This window comes from Pantoea sp. AS-PWVM4 (assembly GCF_000468095.1).
Lineage (GTDB): Bacteria > Pseudomonadota > Gammaproteobacteria > Enterobacterales > Enterobacteriaceae > Pantoea > Pantoea phytobeneficialis.
Genome location: NZ_ASZC01000004.1, coordinates 272657 through 287436 on the forward strand (window position 1 = coordinate 272657; position 14780 = coordinate 287436).

The following is a 14780-nucleotide window of genomic DNA, read 5'->3' on the forward strand; positions in this document are numbered from 1 at the left end:
ATACGTCATGAAAGATGCGGTTTAGCGGAATAACTGAATTTTTTCGACTAACACATCGGTAACGGCATCATTCGCCGGTACCAGGAAATTGCGCACGCTGTCGTTTACTTTGCCCTTTTCGAACGTCTGTTTACAGCGCGCCACCCATTGCACGTTCATTTCTGTGCCGACGTTCACTTTTTCGATACCGCTGCGCACTGCCAGACGCATATCTTCATCGCTGACGCCAGTGCCGCCGTGCAGTACCAATGGCGTGTGCGTCGCTTCGGTAATATCCGCCAGTCGCTGATGCTGGATATGTGCTTTGCCGGTGTATAACCCATGTACCGTACCAATCGAGATCGCCAGCATATCGACACCGGTTTCATCCACGAAACGCTTCGCATCGTCCACGGTGGTGAAGGATGTTTCGTTCATTTCCACCGACTTACCATCTTCTGAACCGCCGATCGCCCCCAGTTCCGCTTCAACCGAAACATGCAGCGGGCGTGCCATATCAATGACTTTACGCGTGTTGGAGATGTTCTCGTCAATCGGCAGATGTGAACCGTCATACATCACCGAACTGAAACCGGCATCCAGCGCCGTTTGAATGGCATCCAGGTCGGAGCAATGGTCCAGATGCAAACAGGTCGGTACATTGCGGCTTTCCGCCAGCGAACGAATCGCATCGACCAACAATTTATGACCGAGATATTTCGCCGTACCGGTAGAGATCTGAATCATTAATGGACTATTGGTTTTTTCCGCCGCTTTAAAATAAGCCGGTAACATCTCCAGACAGTGTAAATTAAAGGAACCAAGCGCTTTAAATTCACGTTGTTTGGCCACCTGTAACAGATCGGTAAAGTTATAAAGTTTCATGAATATTTTCCTCGTGAGGCTTAGTGGATTTTCCGTTAACAAACCAGGCGATCAGGGTAATGAAGACAATAAACAGGGCGACGAACAGCCAGTTATTCTGGAAGGCATGGCCGAGTACCAGGCCAGTGCTGATAACGTCTGAATCACTGAAGGTCACGCCGGTGAAACCGTAGCTTTCCAGCATCGGTACCAGAATGGCGGGCAGCAGCGTAATGAACAGACCGTGGACAAAGCCGCCGATCATCGCGCCGCGACGACCGCCGAGCGCGTTACCAAACACCCCAGCGGTGCCTCCGGCAAAGAAGTTGGTCAGCAGGCCCGGTAAAATCATCGCCAGACCGAACATCGGGAACACCAACATGCCAACGACCGACCCAAGGGTGGTGGCGAGGAAGCCCACGATCACCGCATTCGGCGCATAGGGGAACATCACCGGGCAGTCGAGTGCCGGTTTAGCATCCGGTACGATGCGCATCGCGATACCGCGGAAGGCAGGTACCAACTCATTCAGCAGCAGACGCACGCCGCTATACAGTACAAATACCCCGCACACGAACTGAATCGATTGCATAAAGGCGTACATCAGGTAGTTCATACCGCTGCTGTACTGAGCGATAAACGCCGGGCCTGCCGCCAGCGCCGGGATCAGGTACATCGGCACCATCACCACCGCCATCGACAGATAGGTGTCTTGCAGGAATTTGAAGTTATCCGGCAGCTTCAGGTCTTCAGTGGAACGCGAGCCTTTGCCAACCACCTTCGCCACTGCCGCCGTCACCAGGTAGCCAATGGTGCAGAAGTGGCCGAGCGCAACATCATCCGAGTCGGTAATGCGGCGCACCACCGGTTGTGCCAGTGCCGGCATCACCACCGCCATCACACCACCAAAAATGCCGCCGGTAAGGATCAGAGGTAAGCCTGTCAGCCCCGCTTTGTAGCCGATCACCGCACCGATAGTCGCCATCCACAGCAGCGCCTGTCCGGTCAGGAAGATGTATTTGAACGGTGTCAGACGGGCAATGATGATGTTGACAATAAAGATCACCAACAGCGTCAACGCCACCTCTGAACCCAGCTCGCGGTTCGCTAACCCGGCGATGGCAGCAACATCGGTGATATAACCCTGCATGCCAAAGCCGTGGGTAAAGATGGTATTCAGGAAGGTCAGCGTACCGACAATGATGTTGATACCCGCCATCATAATTAAGAAACCGAGCAGGGTTTTAAAGGTGCCTTCCACCACCTTGCCTGCGGATTTTTTTTGCAACAGCAGACCCACCAGGGCAATAAAGGCGATCAAAATCGATGCCTGCCCTAACAGATCTTTGACCAGGAAGTTAATAACACTATTCATGGCTGGCAACCTTCATGTTGTGTTCTTTCATAAACGCCACGATCTTTTGCTCAATTTCCGCCTTATCGGTCAGCTTGTTGAGAATAATCACGCGTTTCATTTGTTCCGGACTGGCATCGGCATTTAATACGTCGGCAAATGCCTTCTGCGTTAAAATCATGTCGGATTTAAACGCATTGGCTTCAGAAATGGTGGTGTGATCGATATCTGCATCAATTTCTAACTTTTTTAATACCGCTTTGGCGCTCATTTCGATGGCGAAACTGGATCCCAGACCACATCCGCACACACATAATATTTTCAGCATGGCTATCTCCTCACAGAATATGCAGTTGTTTAGCGAGTTTGTAATGATGCCCTTCGGTGTCAACCAGGCGTTTTTTCATGCTTATTAAATCAATGGGTATCGGTTTATTGCTGCCATTAATAATGACGGCTTTATTGCGCATTCCCGACTGAATACAACGCGCCACTTCGCTGGCCATAATGGTGCCCTGATAAATTTCTTCACAGGTGGGTTCGCCATTACGCAGGCCGTAACCGATGATGGTTTTACGGATACGCACACCAATCAAAGGTTCAAGTTGTTTAATTAAGGTATCGATCGCCCCCTGGAACCCCGGCGAATATTCGCGGGTATAGGCTTCAGAGCACAGAATAATCACGCTGTTTTGCTGCGCCAGACGTGCCGTGACCCGTTCCGCCAGCTCATGCGGCGGAATCTGGCACTCGGGGATCAAGGCAAAATCCGCATTGGATTTAATCGCTGATTGCAGGGTTAATTCACCACAATAACCACCCAGCAGCTCCACCATAAATACGCGCCCCGGCAATCCACGCCCGGTGTTACGTAATTTCGCCACTTCCTTCAGCACCTGTTCACAGGCGGTGGAAAAGCCAATGGTATAATCGCTGCCGAATACATCGTTATCGATGGTCATACCAACGCCAAAGCAATTGACACCAAATTCACTCAGAATATGAAGGAATTGCAGCGACCCATCGCCTCCGGCCATAATTAATACGTCAATGCGTAGCGATTTAAGTTGTTTCGCTATGGCTTCATATTCCGGTCGAATTAATTTTCGCGTTGGCCGTCCTGATTGCATTACCGGGATCGCCGCGATGGCATAATCCACCAGATCACGCTGCGATATTTCTTGATGTTTATTTTCCAGCAAACCCGGAATGCCGCCGTTAAATAACACCATATCCGCCTGGGTTAAGCGAGAAATCTGAAAGATAAAGTTATTTATGCCGGTAACATCACCACCGCTGATCACCATGCCAATTCTCATTATCCTGCTCCTTACGCTGCGCTTCTGACAGTCATTCTTCCGGTGAAGAGGATTTGTATTTGCTATGGAGATCACATTATTGCTACGAATTTAGCCGGCCAGGTCATTGACAAAGATATTTAAAGACCTAAATTTGTGATGTTAATCACATGGTAAATTTTTCCAAAGACATGGAATTATTATAAAATTCATCACGTTATATATTTTTCATGCTTCTACCTGTCTGGCCCGATTTAACAATTTATTTGTCTTTTTGCTTTGCCTCTATTTTGTGATAACCCGCGCATTTTTATTGGTACGCTGCGGTTTTTCCGCGCGAGATAAAGGGATAATGCTTCAGTGCGTTATTTTAACTTTAGTGCCGATGAATGATTGACATAGCGCCGTATCCGCCTGTCCAATAACCCGGCAGACACATGACACAGAAGAGAAAACATGACATCCCCGCAGGAAATGTTGCGTCAACTGAGTGACGTGGTAGGTGAAAAACAGCTGTTAACCCATTCTGATGATAAGGCCTGGTACACCAAAGGATTTCGCGTTGGGCGCGGTGAGGCACTGGCCGTGGTGCTCCCCCAGACGTTATTACAACTGTGGCAAACCCTTCAGGTATGCGTGGCGCACGACGCCATTATTCTGATGCAGGCATCAAACACCGGCGTAACCGGCGGCTCGACGCCGGACGGCAACGATTACGATCGTGAGGTGGTGATTGTCAGCACCCGCCAGTTACAGGGCGTGCAGGTCATTGATGAGGCGCGTCAGGTGATTGCCTTCCCCGGCACCACCCTGACGGAGCTGGAACAAACATTGCAACCGCTGGGGCGTGAGCCGCACTCGGTCATTGGTTCGTCCTGTATTGGTGCGTCGGTGGTCGGCGGCATCTGCAACAACTCCGGTGGCTCGCTGATTCGCCGTGGTCCGGCGTTTACCGAAAAATCGTTATTTGCCCGCATTCATGATGATGGTCGACTGGAGATGGTCAACCATCTCGGCATTGCGCTGGGTGACACGCCGGAAGCGATGCTGGAAAATCTCACCCGTCAGCAGTACCAAACCGGTGACCAACCCGACTGGCAGGGAAAGATCTGGGCGGATGACTACGCTGACCGTCTGCGCGACGTCAGCGCCGACAGCCCCGCGCGCTTTAATGGCGATCTGCGTTATCTGCATGACAGTTCGGGTAGCGCAGGTAAAGTGGTGGTGTTTGCGGTGCGTCTTCCTACCTTCGAAGCCAGTGCTGGCAGCGACACCTTCTATATCGGCACCAACGATGAGCTGGTGCTGGTGGAACTGCGCCGCTATCTGCTGACGCGGATGAGTGAATTGCCGGTGCAGGCGGAGTATATCCACCGTAACGCCTTTGACCTCACCGTGCGTTACGCCAAACATATGTATCTGGCAATTCGCAAACTCGGCCCGCAGGCGATACCGCGCCTGATGGCCGGCAAAGCCAGGTGGGATGTGCGCGTAAGCCACCTGAAATTTTTGCCACGCAATTTTGTTGATCGGGTGCTGCAATTCTTTAATCAGATCACTCCGCGCTTTGTCGCGCCACGCATCATGGATTACCGCAGCGCGTATGAACATCATCTGATGATTAAGGTGGAGTCAGCGCAAACCGCTGAATTGCAGGGGTTACTGGCAGATTTTTTTGCCAACCACAGCGGTGATTTCTTCCACTGCGATGCACGCGAAGCAGCAGATGCCTTCCTGGTGCGCTTTGGCGTGGGCGGCTGCACCATCTCCTACTGTGATGCGCTGGGCTACAACCCGAATGAGCGCCTGGTGGCGTTTGACGTGGCGTTGCGTCGTAATGATGATGCCTGGCGTTTAACGCTGCCAGATCACCTGGCAGCGCAGGTGCAGGTCGATTCCTGCTGCGGGCATTTCTTCTGCTACGTTAATCATCAGGATTATGTGCTGAAGGCGGGCGTGGATGCGAAGGCGTTTAAAGAGGCGGTGAAAGTCGTACTGGAGCAGCGTGGGGCGAAGTATCCGGCAGAACATAACGTCGGACATCTGTATCACGCATCCTGCGATCATGTGGCGCACTGGAAACAACTCGATCCGACCAACAGTTGCAATCCGGGGATTGGCAAAACCAGTAAGAAGAAATTCTGGGCGGAGTAATTCATGCCCGTGGCGGCGCAATATCCTGCGCCGCCACGCAAAAAGATTATGATTTAATTCTGATTAATTTCAGTAAGAAAACATCAAATCGGTACAGTAACCTGAAATTATTATAAATATAAATACATAGTGAAGGAAATGCAGCATAGTGGACAGTCAAGTATTGGTTATTGATTCCACCTGGGGGCTAAATGAACTTAATTACAGCAAATTTCACGTCAAGCACGCCTTACACGGAAAGCCATGATTACACTAAGGAAGAAACGGAAAAAATATATCCTCTTATCTACCAGAATATATCTGATATTGCTAACTCGCCCAACAGCGCTGTCTCCTTTGCTCATTCCGTTGATGCCACAAATCCTCCTCTGATAGCAAATAACATACTTCCCCATTGGTCTTTTACGCCCGGACGTATGTGGTTCCCGAATAACTGGCTATTGCAGAGTTCCGACGCTTCGGTGATTCAACGAACTCAAGAAAAATTAATTTTCCAGCATAATAACGGCATACGAACACAACTGGATACAACAGACGAATTAAAGATTGACATGGGTAATAAGGATTATTTCTTTTATCATCCGAAGAGAAATTCAACCCTGAATGGTGTTCAGATAGAACATAACGAAATGTGTGTAATCTGCACAACCAAAGGGGCTTCAGCTATCTATTCTCCCGACAGAGTCGCCGTGTTACGGGATTTCTTTTTTAGCTATGACATGTTTCTGCTGCTGCATGGGGATCTTAGTCAGAAAACGGTGACAGAAATAGCCAACAGACTGATTCCCGGTCAGATCGATTCCAGCAACCCGCTCTATACCATGATTATGGATTTGCGTGGCATCTGGCATGAGATCGACAAGAATGCTCCGGTCTATCAAGCACCTAAATCTATCAATGAGAAATCACATCCTGGTGAACTGCTTAAAATGGAAGGGGATAATAAAATCTTTATCCGGGGTCGCGACCAACAATGGCATCAACTCAAAGTTGAGCTACCTGAGCTTGCGCCGTTTGGATTTATTGCTTAATCCATAATGGCGCGATAAATCGCGCCATTATGGACCTTAATTACTTCGCGTACGCTTCGGTCGAAATGGTGAGCGTCACATCGTCGCTCACCGCCGGAACATATTTATCCAGCTTGAAGTCAGAACGCTTGATGGTGCCGGTGGCATCAAAACCAATCGCCTGCTTCTTCACCATCGGATGCTCACCCTGCTGGTTCAGCGTGGCGTGCAGAGTAATCGGTTTGGTGATGCCTTTCAGGGTCAGATTCCCTTCTACATCAAACTTGTTATCGCCCTTCGCGACCACTTTGGTGCTGTGGAACACCGCCGACGGATATTTCGCGGTGTCAAAATACTCTTTGCCGAGAAACTCTTTGGTCAGCGCCGGGACATGGCTATCGATCTGGGTGATCGGCAGCGTGACGTCAACGCGTGACTGCTCCGGGTGGTCCTTATCAAACACCAGCGTACCTTTGCTGTTCGGGATATCGGCGGTGGGATGGGAGAAACCGAAGTGGGTCCAGGTGACAATCACCGAGGTGTGTTCCGGGTTGAGATCGTAGTGCATGGCAGCCGCCTGTGACAGCGGAGCGTACAGGGTAGCGGCGGCCAGCAACGGCAGTGCGAAGCGAGTAACGTTTTTCACGGGTGTTCCTTTTTGCTCAGAATATGCCTTGAGTGTCGGGCATTATGCCGCGCAGGAACAGTGAAGAGTTTTGGCTGAATTTTTCAAAAAAATTCAGCAATATCAATATGAAACAGTTACTTTCAGGGACAATTCAGCGTCTGACTTAACGCCACCAGAACTCGCCAGTGACGACGACCGCGCAGCAAACGCTGATGGAGTTGTTGCAGCTGTGTCAGGCAAAGAGCATCAATGGCGTCGGACGATAATTCCGCCAGTCCCTGTTGCTGCCGCAATGCCCGTAACGCCGCCGTCGCGTTATCCACGCTGGAAAGCGGGTTGCGCAATGTTGGCTGCAAGGCCGCGAGATCGACCTCAGCAACATCGAGGGCACGCAGGAAGCGTTTGCAATGACCGAGAAGCGTAGGCCAGGGGATATCAGGTGATTGCAACGCCAGCAGGATGCCATCCACATCCGCCACCCGCTGGTAGCGCGCCGACACCACATAACCAATTTGCTGTTCGACCCGCAGGCGCTGGAAAAAGCGTGGTTCATAAATCAGCGCCAGCATGCGCAACGCGGCCAGCGAGGCATCATCGGCGGCGATCAATGGCATAAACAGCAGCAGCGCCTGGTCACGACCTGAGCACGGAATGGCGGTCACGCCTGCGGTTAATGATGGCTCAGCCGCCGCTGCGGCCAACGGCAGGTCACTCAGCACCCGCGCGATGTCCTCAGCCAACGCCATGTCGCTACCACTCCAGGCCGCCTGCCAGCCTGGCGCCGCTGATGTTGTCAGCAATTGGTGCGGCAACGCTGCTAACAACTGACGAATCACGATGCCATCAGCAGCATTCACCGGTTGAGGTTCAACCCCAATATGCAGCGCCTGCACCGTCTGTTGCACCGCAGCCAACGCCGCGTCCCGCTCTTTCGGCAGATGCAGCGTCAGTTGCCAGCTCCCCTGCACCTGCTGCCAACTCCCACGCCCGCCGCTATGGCGTAACGCAGCGAGAATGGGACGCAGCAATTGCTGGCGCGCCCCGGCAAGCTCATCACTTAACGGCTGGTAAAATGCCGGACGCAACAGCAAGGTCTGCTGTGGCTGAACCGGCGTTACCCGCAGCATGGGGAATCTCTGGTCAGGCAACGCCCGCAGACTCGGCGGCTGCGCCAGTGGATAAAACCAACATGGCAGTGTCGAGGCCGACACCTTCGCCGGTGCGGGCCAGTCGGCAAGCGCGAGGTCGAATCCCTGGGTGTGGCGGGTTATCGCGTCAACCTGGACCTGGGTCAGCAATCGGCGTGGCTGGCATTGTTGCAGGAGCCGGAGCCAGTCACCAAAGTCGGCAGCAGTGCCCGGCGCAAAGCCGGTAGCACGGCCACGCAGTTGCTCCAGCGGTGTCAGTTGCCTGAAGTCTTCCTGCGCCAGCCGCTGATAATGGTGACGTTGTGAGGTTCCGGTGTGCATCAGGTCGCTGAGGTGTTGCCGGAACTGCGCTTCGATGCACAGAGCCTGGCGCGTGCTAAGGGTGCGCGCCGTAAATTTCAGCGCCAGCCAACTGTGTTGGCTATCACGCCATAACCATTGCAGGCTGATATTTTCGCACAACCCGGCGGCCCGCAGTTGTGCCAGCAAACTGCCGGAAGCCTCATCGAGCCAGAACTGACGGCATAAGGTGACATTGTCACGTAGCGTATCGGCGCTGTCCGGCAAGATAAAAGTCAGCCAGAAGGCTTCTTCGCCCGCCAGTTGGATCTGCCGGTGCGAGATGCCGCCTGATGGGGACGGCAACGCGATGACCGGTGCGGTGCCCGGCCTGAGTTGCTGACCATAGCGTTGCGCCAGTTGTTCCAGCTCCGCCAGGGATTGTGGGCCTTGCAGCCACAACGTCATGCTCTCCGCCACATAATGCTGCTGATGAAACGCGCGTAACGCCTGCTGCAAGTCTGTGACGTTGTCACCGAAAACCACCTGACTGCCGACACGAAAACGCCGTAACCGCGCAGGGGCATCAGGCATATCCAGCAACGCCGCCTCGCTCAATGTGGCCGCGTGGCGTTGCAGCAAACGATACTCCGCGTCAATGACGGCACTTTCCTGGCGGATGGCCTCCTCAGTCAGACGCGGAGCCGCGAGCATATCCAGCAGACGCGCGACGCCTGCCTCCAACGCCCTGGCCGGAACCTGAAAGAAAAATGCGCTGTCGCTGAGTTGGGTAGTCGCGTTGACCTGGCCGCCCTGTTGCTGCACCCACGGCATCAGGCGCTGGTCATCAGCGATGCCTGTGCTACCGCAAAACACCAGATGTTCCAGCAAATGCGCCAGCCCTGGCCAGCGATCCGGCTCATGCAGGCTGCCCGCCGTCACCTGCACCAACGCGGCAGCATCGTGCGCATCAGGTTGCTGGTGGAGGTGACAGCGCAGGCCATTCGCCAGTGTCAGGCTGCGCGTAGTCATCAGAGAATGCGCTGCTTGTAGATCAGCTGCGAGTTGGCGCGATTACGGAATTGCAGTTGTGCGATTTTGATATCGCTACAGCTGGCTTCACGCCGGGCTTCGAGGATTTTGTCGTGGTGTGGCGATTTGCTGCATACCGGGTCGGTGTTGTCAGCATTGCCGGTCAGCATATAGGCCTGGCAACGACAGCCGCCGAAGTCCTTCTCTTTTTCGTCACAGGAACGGCACGGCTCCGGCATCCAGTCATAACCCCGGTAACGGTTAAAACCGAATGAGTTATACCAGATGTCGTCCAGACTCTGCTCCAGCACCGACGGGAACTCAACCGGTAACTGGCGGGCGCTGTGGCACGGCAATGCCGTACCTTCCGGCGTGACGCTGAGGAAGATCGATCCCCAGCCGCCCATGCAGGGCTTCGGACGTTCTTCGTAATAATCCGGCGTGACGAACAACAGGTTGGTCAGGTTGCCGCTGGCTTCCATGCGCTGGCGATACTCGGCCACCACTGCTTCGGCACGGGCGATTTGCTCGCGCGTCGGTAACAATCCCTGACGATTGATATGCGCCCAGCCGTAAAACTGGCAGGTTGCCAGTTCGACATCATCGGCTTCCAGCTCGATACACAGGTCGATAATTTTGTCGATCTGGTCGATGTTATGGCGATGCAACACGAAGTTCAGCACCATCGGATAACCGTGTGCTTTCACCGCTTTCGCCATCTCCAGCTTCTGCTGGAAGGCTTTTTTCGATCCGGCCAGCGCGGCGTTCAGCGTTTCGTCACTCGCCTGAAAGCTGATCTGAATATGGTCCAGTCCGGCATCGGCAAACGCATCCAGTTTGTTTTGCGTCAGGCCAATGCCTGAAGTGATCAGGTTGGTGTAGAAACCGAGATCGCGCGCCGCCTTGATCAGTTCCGGTAAATCTTTACGCGTCAGCGGTTCACCGCCGGAAAAACCGAGCTGCACGCTACCCATCGCGCGTGCCTGACGGAACACCTCAATCCACTGTTCGGTGGTCAGCTCTTTTTCCTGCTGGGCAAAATCGAGCGGGTTCGAGCAGTACGGACACTGCAACGGGCAGCGGTAAGTCAGCTCGGCCAGCAGCCACAGCGGCGGCGTCACGCCGTTTTTATTCGGGTTCACGACACTGGATCCATTTCTGTTCAATAGCGGACTGCAAAAATGCTTTTACGTCTTCATCCACACCACCCGCATCCGGGAAGCGCGCATTCAGCGTCGCGATAATCGCGGCGACATCCTGTTTGCCGGTCACCAGTTCGAGGATGGCGGTAGCGGTTTCATTCAGCTTCGCCATGCCTTCCGGGTAGAGCACAACGTGGCTCTCCTGCGCCGGTTCCCATTGCAGTCGATAGCCACGGCGGAACGCGGGGATCAGGTTATCTTTCATCTGTTTATACCAGTCGGGTGGTGTGCCAGGCCGCCTTGTCGGTGACCGTGTGGTAAGGGGGACGTTCTAATGCGTAAGCCATCGTCATGGCATCAAGCATGGTCCACAGGATGTCGAGCTTGAATTGCAGGATTTCCAGCATACGGTTCTGCTGTTCCGCCGTGGTGAAGATCTCCAGCGCCAGCGCCAGCCCGTGCTCAACATCGCGGTTCGCCTGGCTCAGACGGCTGCGGAAGTAGAAATAACCTTCCTCTTTGATCCACGGATAGTGCTGCGGCCAGCTATCGAGACGTGACTGATGGATCTGCGGCGCGAACAATTCGGTCAGCGAGCTACAGGCCGCCTCCTGCCAGTTGGCGCGACGGGCAAAGTTCACGTAGGCGTCAACCGCAAAGCGCACGCCCGGCAGCACATGCTGCTCAGACAGCAGTTCTTCACGCGTCAGCCCTACCGCTTCACCCAGCTGCAACCAGGCCTCGATACCGCCCTCGTGTCCGTTGCTACCATCGTGGTCGAGAATACGCTGTACCCATTTGCGGCGCGTTGCCGGATCCGGGCAGTTCGCCATGATCGCCGCATCTTTCAACGGGATGTTGGTCTGGTAGTAGAAACGGTTGGCAACCCAGCCCTTGATCTGCTCCGGTGTCGCCGCGCCATTATGCATGGCGATGTGGTACGGGTGATGGATATGGTAGTAGGCACCTTTGGCGCGCAGTGCCTGTTCAAAGGCGGCTGGCGTCAGGGCTTCAGTAATGATCACGATGAAGACTCCTGCAAATGGATCGCCATCCCATCCCAGCTCACTTCAATGCCCTGCTGCGTCAGGTACTGACGCTGTGGTGATTGCTCGTTGAGGATCGGATTGGTGTTATTAATATGAATCAAAATTTTGCGTTTCGCCGGTAAGGACGCCAGCAACGCCATCAGACCTTGTTCTTCAGCCAGCGCTAAATGGCCCATCGCTTTGCCGGTATTTTTACCAACGCCGGTGGTCAGCAGCTCATCATCCTGCCAGACGGTACCGTCTATCAGCAGGCAATCGGCCTTTTGCAGCCACGGCATGATCACCGCATCCGGCTCACCCAGGCCTGGCGCATACAGCAAGGTTTGGCCATTGGCGCGGTTTGTAATAAACAACGCCACGTTATGTCCGGGCAGTGGACGATCGCGGAACGGCGAGTACGGCGGCGCGTTGCTGAGAATCGGGATGGCGGTGAACTCAAGATTGCGACAAACATCGACACTGAAAGGCTCCAGCGGCGTCAACACATGATGCTGCAAACCGCCATTCCAGTGTTGCAACATGGTGAAAATCGGGAAGCCGCTGGTCAGGTCAGCATGGACTTCCGGGGTGCACCAGACCTGATGCGGGCAGCCTTCGCGCAGGCTTAATAAGCCGGTGGTGTGGTCGATCTGGCTGTCGGTAAGAATGATGCTGCCAATCGCGGTACCGCGCAGCACGCCCTTTTTATTGAGTTCTGGCGTGTGGGCAATTTGCTGGCTGATATCAGGTGAGGCATTACACAGCACCCAATCTTCACCGTTATCGCTGACAATAATCGAAGATTGCGTCCGTGCCTGCGCCTGGATGGTGCCGTTACGCAAGCCGCTACAATTGGCGCAGTTACAGTTCCACTGCGGAAAACCACCGCCCGCCGCTGAACCGAGAACTTTAATAAACATGAGAAATGACCGGAGAAAGAAAACAAAATGCCCGCGCGATTGGCGGGCAGAAGTCTTAGCGGTTGGAGATGTACAGAGTCACTTCCAGGCCCAGACGCAGGTCAACAAATTCAGGTTTTTTCCACATAATATTCTTCCTCTAAAGTCTCTTTACGCAGAGCATTCTCTGCATGGAATGTTTGCACCGAGAAACGTGATCCCGATCGCAATACACATCGCGGGCTGATGTTGCGCCAATGTGACGAACAGATCAACCCTGTTTCGGTAAGGGAATTGTGTTATTCCCGCCAAATCTGTTTCAGCACCCGCTGCCAGTTACCCCAGGCAAGCTGCTCCAGTAACGGCTGATCATAGCCAATCTCGCGCAATAGCGTGAAGATCCGGGGTAGCCCTGACACATCTTTTAAGGCGTCCGGCGTGCTGATGCCGTCAAAATCGGAGCCAAAGCCCACATGATCACTCCCCATTATCTCAATTAAGTGATCAATATGTTTACCAATTTCGATCAGCGGCGTATCACTGTCGCGTTTGCCATCGGGGCGTAAGAAGGCGTTACCAAAATTCACACCCACGATACCGCCGCTGTCGCGGATAGCCCGTAATTGCGCATCGGTGAGGTTACGCGGCTGTGGGCACAGGGCATGCGCGTTGGAATGGGTGGCGACCAGCGGCGCGGTGGATAAGCGTGCGGTATCCCAGAATGCCTTTTCGTTCATGTGTGAAACATCAATCAGCATACGATGCCGATTGGCGGCGACAATCAGCGCCTCCCCGGCGAAGGTTAAACCGGGGCCGCTGTCCGGGGAACCGGGAAAATTACCGGTGACGCCCGCGCCGAAACGATTGGGCAGATTCCAGAACGGTCCGATACTGCGTACCCCCGCCTGATAAAACGCTGTCAACGCGTCCCCCTCACCATCAAAACCATCCGCGCCCTCGATATGCGCCACCATCGCCAGCACACCCTCAGCCCGACAGGCCGCGATATCCGCCGTGTTCAGACACAGGCGGGCACGCCCCTGTGATTCGGCCACCAGGGTTTTCAGGATGGCGAGTTGCTGCCACAGAATCTCCAGTGGCGCCACGCGCTCCTGTGCACGCTGCGGGGCAACCTGCTCGATATAACGTTGCGGTGGCACAAATAACGCAAACAGGCCACCCGCAAAACCGCCCTGCTGCATCCGCGGGTAATCAAGGTGACCGTTTGCAATGCCGGAGAAAAACACTTCAGCGGGATTATCACGATGATGCAGCCACAGGTTCAGCAGCAGATCGTTATGACCATCAAATGTGGGAAGTGACATAAGCGAGGAAAAAGAAGAAAACATGCGGCTATGCTACGCGCACGCCTGCTGCTGAGCAATGCAACGCGAGAAGGACTTTTCTGCCGCAGCCGCCGGCAAGCCGATGATGGCGCATAATGTTGCGCGATAAATCGCGCCGCTACCGTTGGGTAATGGGTTGTCGGACGGGATTTGTCGCGCGTTGATACGCCCGGAGCACGGTTGGTAGCGGCGTGATTTATCACGCGTTGATACGCCAGGTACACGGTTGGTAGCGGCGTGATTTATCACGCTTTGATACGCCAGGAGCACGGTTGGTAGCGGCGTGATTTATCACGCGTTGGTACGCCAGGAGCACGGTTGGTAGCGGCGTGATTTATCACGCTTTGATACGCCAGGAGCACGGTTGGTAGCGGCGGGATTTGTCGCGCGTTGATACGCCAGGAGCACGGTTGGTAGCGGCGTGATTTATCACGCGTTGATACGCCAGGTACACGGTTGGTAGCGGCGTGATTTGTCACGCGTTGATACGCCAGGAGCACGGTTGGTAGCGGCGTGATTTATCACGCGTTGATACGCCAGGGACACGGTTGGTAGCGGCGTGATTTATCACGCGTTGATACGCCAGGGACACGGTTGGTAGCGGCGTGATTTATCACGC

General features: G+C 54.1%; 16 protein-coding genes. 2 read left to right on the forward strand and 14 right to left on the reverse strand.

Annotated features, from left to right (window positions below; all coding sequences use genetic code 11):
• Positions 1–21 precede the first annotated feature (21 nt).
• The 4 genes from L579_RS05905 to L579_RS05920 are packed head-to-tail and all read right to left on the reverse strand — an operon-like array spanning position 22 to position 3516.
• Entirely contained in the window at positions 22–864 is an 843-nt protein-coding gene (locus tag L579_RS05905) for a class II fructose-bisphosphate aldolase (protein ID WP_021183367.1), read from the reverse strand.
• Positions 851–2218 carry a PTS sugar transporter subunit IIC gene (locus L579_RS05910; protein ID WP_021183368.1) on the reverse strand — a complete coding sequence of 456 codons (1368 nt, stop codon included), beginning with the start codon at positions 2216–2218 and terminating at the stop codon, positions 851–853. The genes L579_RS05905 and L579_RS05910 overlap by 14 nt, the downstream gene beginning before the upstream one ends.
• Positions 2211–2525 (reverse strand): PTS sugar transporter subunit IIB, encoded by a 315-nt coding sequence (locus tag L579_RS05915; protein WP_013508968.1) that lies wholly within the window; start codon positions 2523–2525, stop codon positions 2211–2213. The genes L579_RS05910 and L579_RS05915 overlap by 8 nt, the downstream gene beginning before the upstream one ends.
• A gap of 10 nt (positions 2526–2535) precedes the next feature.
• Positions 2536–3516, reverse strand: a complete 981-nt coding sequence (locus L579_RS05920) for a 6-phosphofructokinase (protein WP_021183369.1) — start codon at positions 3514–3516, stop codon at positions 2536–2538.
• A gap of 435 nt (positions 3517–3951) precedes the next feature.
• Here L579_RS05920 and dld point away from each other — a divergent pair, with 435 nt between their 5' ends.
• Both dld and L579_RS05930 read left to right on the forward strand, forming a co-directional pair.
• On the forward strand, positions 3952–5649 hold the full coding sequence (gene dld, locus L579_RS05925; RefSeq protein ID WP_021183370.1) for a D-lactate dehydrogenase: 1698 nt from the start codon (positions 3952–3954) through the stop codon (positions 5647–5649).
• 191 nt (positions 5650–5840) lie between these two features.
• Positions 5841–6680 (forward strand): hypothetical protein, encoded by an 840-nt coding sequence (locus L579_RS05930; RefSeq protein WP_021183371.1) that lies wholly within the window; start codon positions 5841–5843, stop codon positions 6678–6680.
• A gap of 40 nt (positions 6681–6720) precedes the next feature.
• Here L579_RS05930 and L579_RS05935 read toward each other — a convergent pair whose 3' ends face one another.
• The 10 genes from L579_RS05935 to L579_RS23730 form a co-directional block, all read right to left on the reverse strand.
• A complete protein-coding gene (locus L579_RS05935) occupies positions 6721–7305 on the reverse strand; it encodes a YceI family protein (protein WP_021183372.1) in 585 nt (194 codons plus the stop codon).
• Between the two features lie 122 nt (positions 7306–7427).
• Positions 7428–9746 carry a pyrroloquinoline quinone biosynthesis protein PqqF gene (pqqF, locus tag L579_RS05940; RefSeq protein ID WP_021183374.1) on the reverse strand — a complete coding sequence of 773 codons (2319 nt, stop codon included), beginning with the start codon at positions 9744–9746 and terminating at the stop codon, positions 7428–7430.
• Positions 9746–10888: a pyrroloquinoline quinone biosynthesis protein PqqE gene (gene pqqE, locus L579_RS05945; RefSeq protein WP_021183375.1), complete on the reverse strand. Its 1143-nt coding sequence runs from the start codon at positions 10886–10888 to the stop codon at positions 9746–9748. The genes pqqF and pqqE overlap by 1 nt, the downstream gene beginning before the upstream one ends.
• On the reverse strand, positions 10875–11153 hold the full coding sequence (gene pqqD, locus L579_RS05950) for a pyrroloquinoline quinone biosynthesis peptide chaperone PqqD (RefSeq protein ID WP_021183376.1): 279 nt from the start codon (positions 11151–11153) through the stop codon (positions 10875–10877). The genes pqqE and pqqD overlap by 14 nt, the downstream gene beginning before the upstream one ends.
• A 4-nt stretch (positions 11154–11157) precedes the next feature.
• Complete coding sequence (pqqC, locus tag L579_RS05955; RefSeq protein WP_021183377.1) at positions 11158–11913, reverse strand: pyrroloquinoline-quinone synthase PqqC; 756 nt, start codon at positions 11911–11913, stop codon at positions 11158–11160.
• Positions 11910–12836 carry a pyrroloquinoline quinone biosynthesis protein PqqB gene (gene pqqB, locus L579_RS05960; protein WP_021183378.1) on the reverse strand — a complete coding sequence of 309 codons (927 nt, stop codon included), beginning with the start codon at positions 12834–12836 and terminating at the stop codon, positions 11910–11912. Before pqqB ends, pqqC begins: the two co-directional genes overlap by 4 nt.
• 55 nt (positions 12837–12891) lie before the next feature.
• Complete coding sequence (pqqA, locus tag L579_RS23200) at positions 12892–12963, reverse strand: pyrroloquinoline quinone precursor peptide PqqA (RefSeq protein WP_010617686.1); 72 nt, start codon at positions 12961–12963, stop codon at positions 12892–12894.
• A gap of 151 nt (positions 12964–13114) precedes the next feature.
• Positions 13115–14140, reverse strand: a complete 1026-nt coding sequence (locus L579_RS05965; RefSeq protein WP_036625411.1) for a dipeptidase — start codon at positions 14138–14140, stop codon at positions 13115–13117.
• 33 nt (positions 14141–14173) lie between these two features.
• The gene (locus L579_RS23725) at positions 14174–14410 is read right to left on the reverse strand and encodes a hypothetical protein (RefSeq protein WP_021183380.1); all 237 of its coding nucleotides are present in this window, start codon (positions 14408–14410) and stop codon (positions 14174–14176) included.
• Entirely contained in the window at positions 14407–14640 is a 234-nt protein-coding gene (locus tag L579_RS23730) for a hypothetical protein (protein ID WP_152521870.1), read from the reverse strand. The genes L579_RS23725 and L579_RS23730 overlap by 4 nt, the downstream gene beginning before the upstream one ends.
• Positions 14641–14780 lie beyond the last annotated feature (140 nt).

What these genes read in the sequence shown, in the direction of transcription:
- L579_RS05905 (WP_021183367.1), bottom strand. Translation starts at nt 864, where the DNA reads ATGAAACTTTATAACTTTACCGATCTGTTACAGGTGGCCAAACAACGT.
- L579_RS05910 (WP_021183368.1), bottom strand. Translation starts at nt 2,218, where the DNA reads ATGAATAGTGTTATTAACTTCCTGGTCAAAGATCTGTTAGGGCAGGCA.
- L579_RS05915 (WP_013508968.1), bottom strand. Translation starts at nt 2,525, where the DNA reads ATGCTGAAAATATTATGTGTGTGCGGATGTGGTCTGGGATCCAGTTTC.
- L579_RS05920 (WP_021183369.1), bottom strand. Translation starts at nt 3,516, where the DNA reads ATGAGAATTGGCATGGTGATCAGCGGTGGTGATGTTACCGGCATAAAT.
- dld (WP_021183370.1), top strand. Translation starts at nt 3,952, where the DNA reads ATGACATCCCCGCAGGAAATGTTGCGTCAACTGAGTGACGTGGTAGGT.
- L579_RS05930 (WP_021183371.1), top strand. Translation starts at nt 5,841, where the DNA reads ATGAACTTAATTACAGCAAATTTCACGTCAAGCACGCCTTACACGGAA.
- pqqF (WP_021183374.1), bottom strand. Translation starts at nt 9,746, where the DNA reads ATGACTACGCGCAGCCTGACACTGGCGAATGGCCTGCGCTGTCACCTC.
- pqqD (WP_021183376.1), bottom strand. Translation starts at nt 11,153, where the DNA reads ATGAAAGATAACCTGATCCCCGCGTTCCGCCGTGGCTATCGACTGCAA.
- pqqB (WP_021183378.1), bottom strand. Translation starts at nt 12,836, where the DNA reads ATGTTTATTAAAGTTCTCGGTTCAGCGGCGGGCGGTGGTTTTCCGCAG.
- L579_RS05965 (WP_036625411.1), bottom strand. Translation starts at nt 14,140, where the DNA reads ATGTCACTTCCCACATTTGATGGTCATAACGATCTGCTGCTGAACCTG.